General features: G+C 70.2%; 1 pseudogene. It reads right to left on the bottom strand.

What is annotated here, in order from left to right:
• Positions 1–5,392: pseudogene (locus ABZ826_RS38775) on the bottom strand (hypothetical protein); the annotation flags it as partial.

Below are 5,392 nucleotides of genomic sequence, written 5' to 3'. Positions count from 1 at the left end.
CCCCCGCCAACCCGCTCAGCACCTGCTCGACATCCGCGTCCCCTGCCGACCGCACGTGCTGGGACGGAACCGACGAGGAGCCACCCGCCTCTGCCACGGACACCTGACCCGACTCGCTGGACAGACCGGTCCCATCGATGGGCCCGGACCCGCGTGACAGCCCCGGCTCCTGCGAGCCGGTCACCGCATCGACGCCGGAGTGCGGCCCCGCGCCGACAGGCTCCTGCGACCCGTTCTGCACCAGGTCACGCAAACGGCTCGCGACCCGCTCGACCACACGGTCACGCACCAGCGCCCACGCACCGTTGAGCGGCCGGAACACATCGGCCAGCTCACGCTGCCCGGCCAGCCGGTGCAGCTCATCCAGCCGGACCGGAAAACGCTTCAGCACCCGGTACAGGTCCTTGACATCCCTGAGCCCCAGGACGCCCGCGGCCCCTACCAGATCGGCGACCGACGGCACCTCCCCCATCCCCGCCACCACGCTCAGCAGGTTCTCCATCTGCCGAACGCCCAGCCGCTGCCGCAACGCCTCCAGGGCCACGATCTCGTGGGCACTGAACCCCTCGACCCGCGCCCCCTCAACCCCCCACACACGAACCGCCCAGTCCCGCACACCCGCCGAAGCAGGAACACGAACGGGCCCCGGATAAGCCGGCGGCGGACCACTCAGCTCCGACCCCAACAGCGACTCTGACTCCGGCTCCAGCAGCGGTGCAGACTGCACCGACGCATGGGACGGGAGCTGCCCGGCCTCGGCATCATGTTCCGAGAAGTCAGGCAGCACGTCCAGCCCGTCCAGCGCGGCCCGTACACGGGGCGCGCTGTCCGTGTACGGCCCGGAGTCATCAAGGGCACCCTGACGCTCCGCATACGCCAGCGCCCACGCACGCACCACCTCCCCCCACGGCCGGGCCGCGAGCTCATAACCCAACCAGCGCCATACGGTGCGTTCGTCCTGGCTACCCAACCATTCACGCGCCTCCGGCTGCAGGTTGTCGTTCACCTCCGTGTCAAGGCGCGATTGGAGGTCGCGGAGTGCGCGCGGGTCGCTGCGCAGCCCGGGCCACTCCGCCATCTCCACGAAGAGGCGGTTCATCACCCCGGCCCACACGGGCTCGCCGCTCAGCGCCGCCATGTCGATCCGGAAGCTCCTCACGAACTGATCGAGCGGCAGGTAACGAGCCGAACCAAGGCCCAGATCGGGCACAGTCTGCGAACCCGAACCCCCCTGCCCCTGCCCCTGCCCGGTGGCGAAAAGCTCCGGGCAAGCCTCGATCAGGCGAGCGAAAGCCGCCCAGTCCTCAGCGGTACGCAGCCCGAGCACATCGAACTGCGACCTCATGAACTCAACCCAGCGCTCCGGCACCTCCCATCCCGCGTTGTCCTGCAGACCCGCCCTCCAGCGCTCCCCATACAGCGTGGCAATGTCCTGCGGGAACAACAGCGCCAGGTGCGCGGCATCCACGCCCAGCCGCTGCGCGGCCGCCCTCAGCGTCGGCGCCCTGCCCGCGTCGGACACCAGGGCCTCAGCCCGCGCCCGGTGCTCCCCGAACGCCACAACCGCCGCCGCGGCCCCTCTCCGCGCCTCCAGCCACCCCCTGACCAGCACACCGGCATCCACCGCACCGGACCGCAGCCCCTCCAACGTGAACCTGTTCTCCAGCACGAAACGCCGGAAACCGACAAGGTCCTGCGCGCGCAGCTGCACCCCGGATCCCGCGAACCAACCAAGGTCCTGCGGAACGAATCCCGCCTCCTCCAGGCGCCGGCGCAGCGCGTCTGCGCCGCGCGAAGCCTGCTCCGACGGCGAGAAACGGCCCAGCAGCTCCGACAGCTCGTCCGACACCATCACCAGATGCTCCGGCTCCACACCCAGCCGCCCCGCCAGCACGAAGACCTGGTTGGGGCCAACGCGCAACGCCTGGGTCAGGCCGACGACCTCGGCGGGGAAGCGCCCCAGCTCCTGAACGTGCGCCACCAGCGTCACGGCCTGCTCCGCATCAAGCTCCCAGTCGCGCGCCAACTTCATCACTGCGGTGACGTCCACACCGACCGGCAACGGGCGCTCGACGAAGACCCGCGTCACTTCGTTGTTCATGCCGCGGAGGGAGGCGTAATCCCGGGCGGCGTTCGCCTGTGCCCATGCGCGCACCACCGGCCCCAACGGCCGGCCCGCGAGTTCGTAGCTCATCCAGCGGCTTACGGTGTGTTCGTCCTGGCTATCCATCCATTCCTGGAGCCCCGGCCGCACGATACCGCCAACCACCTCCCCGGCGAGGCGCTCGCCGAGGTCTTCGAGTGCGCGCGGGTCGCTGCGCACCCCGGGCAGCTCCGACAACTTCGCCATCTCCGCGAAGAGGCGGTTCGCCACCCCGGCCCAGAGGGGCTCATCGCGCAGCGCCGCCAGGTCGAGCCGGAGGACGCTCCTCAGGAACTGATCGAGCGACGGGTAACGGGCCGAACCGAGGCCCCAGTCGGGCACAGTCTGCGAACCCGAACCCTCCTGACCCTGCCCCGGCCTCGACCCGGTGGCGAAGAGGCCCGGGCAGGCCTCGATCAGGCGGGCGAAAGCCGCCCAGTCCTCAGCCGTGCGCAGCCCGAGCACATCGAACTGCGACCTCATGGACTCGACCCAGCCCTCCGGCACCTCCCATCCCTCATTGTCCTGCAGACCCGCCCCGCGGCGCTCCTGATACAGCGTGGCAATGTCCTGCGGGAACAACAACGCCAGATCCGAGTCCCGCAGGAACAACAGCGCCTCCGAGGCCTCCCGCAGCCGCTGCGCGGCCGCCCTCAACGTCGGCGCCCTGCCCGCGTCGGACACCAGGGCCTCAGCCCGCGCCCGGTGCTCCCCAAACGCCACACCCGCCGCAGCGGCTGCCAATCTCCGCTCCCTCAGCCACCCCCTGACCAGCACATCGGCATCCGCCTCACCGGACCGCAGATCCTCCAACGCGAACCCGCACTCCCCCACGAACCGCCGGAAACCGAGGAGGTCCTGCAGGCGCAGCTGCACCCTGGATCCCACGAACCATCCAAGGTCCTGCGCGCGGAATCCCGCCTCCTCCAGGTACTGGCGCAGCGCGTCTGCGCCGCGCGAAGCCTGCTCCGACGGCGAGAAACGGCCCAGCAGCTCCGACAGCTCGTCCGACACCATCACCAGATGCTCCGGCTCCACACCCAGCCGCCCCGCCAGCACGAAGACCTGGTTGGGGCCAACCCCCAACGCCTGGGTCAGGCCGACGACCGCTTCGGGGAAGTGCCCCAGCTCCTGAACGTGCGCCAACAGCGTCGCGGCCTGCTCCGCATCAAGCCCCCAGTGGTGCGCGTACCGGTTCACTTCGTCGACGTACCGCTGCGACGGGGCGTCGTCGAACTGCTGCGACAGCGCGTCGTCGGACCTCTGTGACAGCGCGTCGTTGGTCGTCGCGGCGACATCGTCCGTCGTCGAAGTGGCGTCGGGCCTCGTGCGCGACGGGCCCGACGCAGCGCCCGAGCCCGAGCCTGATCCCGATCCCGACGCGGATCCCGAGCCCGAGCCCGAATTCAGGAACCGGTCGGCGCCGCCCGATGTGCGGGCCAGCCGCTGGGCCTCCGTGCCGATCCAATGCTCACCGTTGTCCCGGGCTTCCCGCGACAGCTGCGCGGCCAGTCGTCCGGCGGCACCACGTCCGGAAGTCAACACCGCCCGGCCCACCTGCTTCGAGACCTTGGCGTGGAGGTTCCGGCGGCGGTTGGACTCGCCGTCCGTACCCAAGATCGGCGGCCACCGCAGCACACCGGAACCCAGCATGCGCTGCACCGTGCTGGGCTCGCCCAGCACCCAGTCCACCAGGGCTTGTGGTGTCGTCCCGGGGGTGGCGTCGACGAGTTCCACGAGACCCCACGGCATGGCCTCCAACCGTTCGGCAAGCCTGACGAGGACACTCAGGTCCTCGCCCACCCCGAGGCTCTCTCCCAACTGCCGCAGCCAGTACGCGTCGAACCACGGCTGCTCCACCAGCGCGTCGTACCGTTCCGGCGACATCCCCAGCTGCCCGGCCCGCCACGTACGCACGAACTCGCCGTCAGGGGCCTCACCGTCAGTGAAGGACTTCCACATCACACGCCGCTGCTCGGGAGTGAGATCTCCGTAGGCGCCCGGTTCGACGGTTCCGCTCGTCATCAGCTGCGACTGCGCACGCTCGCCCAGGCCCGGCAGTTCGTCGATGTTCAGCCCCAGCCCGTGCAGCCGCTCCAGCAGCCTCCGCACGAACAGCACCTCAGACTCGGATCCGCCGTACAAGGCCTCGGTATCGATGCCCTGGTCCGCCAGGAACGGCAGGAAGACGTCCGCCAGCCAGGTCTGCGGCCCCTGCCCGCCGCGCAGGCTGTTCAGCAAGGGACCGCGCACCACCCGCAGGAGGGGGAACTGCCCCGGTCCCAGCCGCAGGATGTTGGCCAGCCGGAGCAGGAACGGTCCCATGGACGGCGCAAGCCCGGCGCCCTCTGCAGCCGCCCGCATCTCGCCGTCAGGCAGGCATTCCAGGAGGTCTACGAGGTGGACCAGATCCACCAGGTCGGCGGTGCCGACCCGGTGGAGCGGCACGACGTCGGCGCCGAGCCCCGGCACATCGAGGCCCACGGGCTCCATGCTGATGGTGCGCAGGTAGCCCATCATCTGAACCGGCGTCACACCATATTCAGGAAGCTCATAGTATGCCTCGACGCTGATGTCCATCATGTCGGCCACCCACGCTTCGAGGTCGTCCAGCACCGTCTCCGGGTCAGGGCGCTGCCCCGGCTCCGACCAGACCGTCTGGCCCCGTGCCCTCTCCGGTGCGAACTGCTCGTCCTGCTCGAACCGCCGGGCGAGATCGGTCAGATGCCTGACGGCGGTCTCGGGCTCCATGCCACGCAGCCGCGACAGCGTTTGCCCACTCCCGATCGGCCCTCCGGCCCGGGCATCGGCCCAGTGCAGGACCTGGACCAGCCGGGCAGGCGCCAGCCAGCGCACGTGCGGCCCAGGACCGCCGAAGCCGCGCTCACCGAACGCAACCGCCATGCGATACAGCCAATCGCGCCCGCCCGAGCTCAGCACACCCGCGACAGCGGCCGCACCAGCGAACAGAACCTCAACAGGCCGGCCCTCCGGCACATCGAAGAGCGTCCGGAAGCGTCCGCTGCTCACCCGCTCGAAGAAGCGGTGGAAGCCCCCCACCGTGCCCGCGGCACCGGAGCCGACCGGAAGGTCCTCATGGACGGCCCTTCCCGTAGCGACCCGGAACTCGCCGACCAAGTCCTCCACAGCACCCAGCGCTTCCACAAAGGGCATCTCGCGCAGGTCCGACACGCTGCGCCCACCACCGAGGTACTGACGCAGGCCGCTGAAGTTGGCGTAGTGCAGCAC

This window comes from Streptomyces sp. NPDC047515 (genome assembly GCF_040643055.1).
GTDB lineage: Bacteria > Actinomycetota > Actinomycetes > Streptomycetales > Streptomycetaceae > Streptomyces.
Note: the sequence above shows the minus strand (reverse complement) of the source record. Positions and strands in the feature narration are given on the sequence as shown.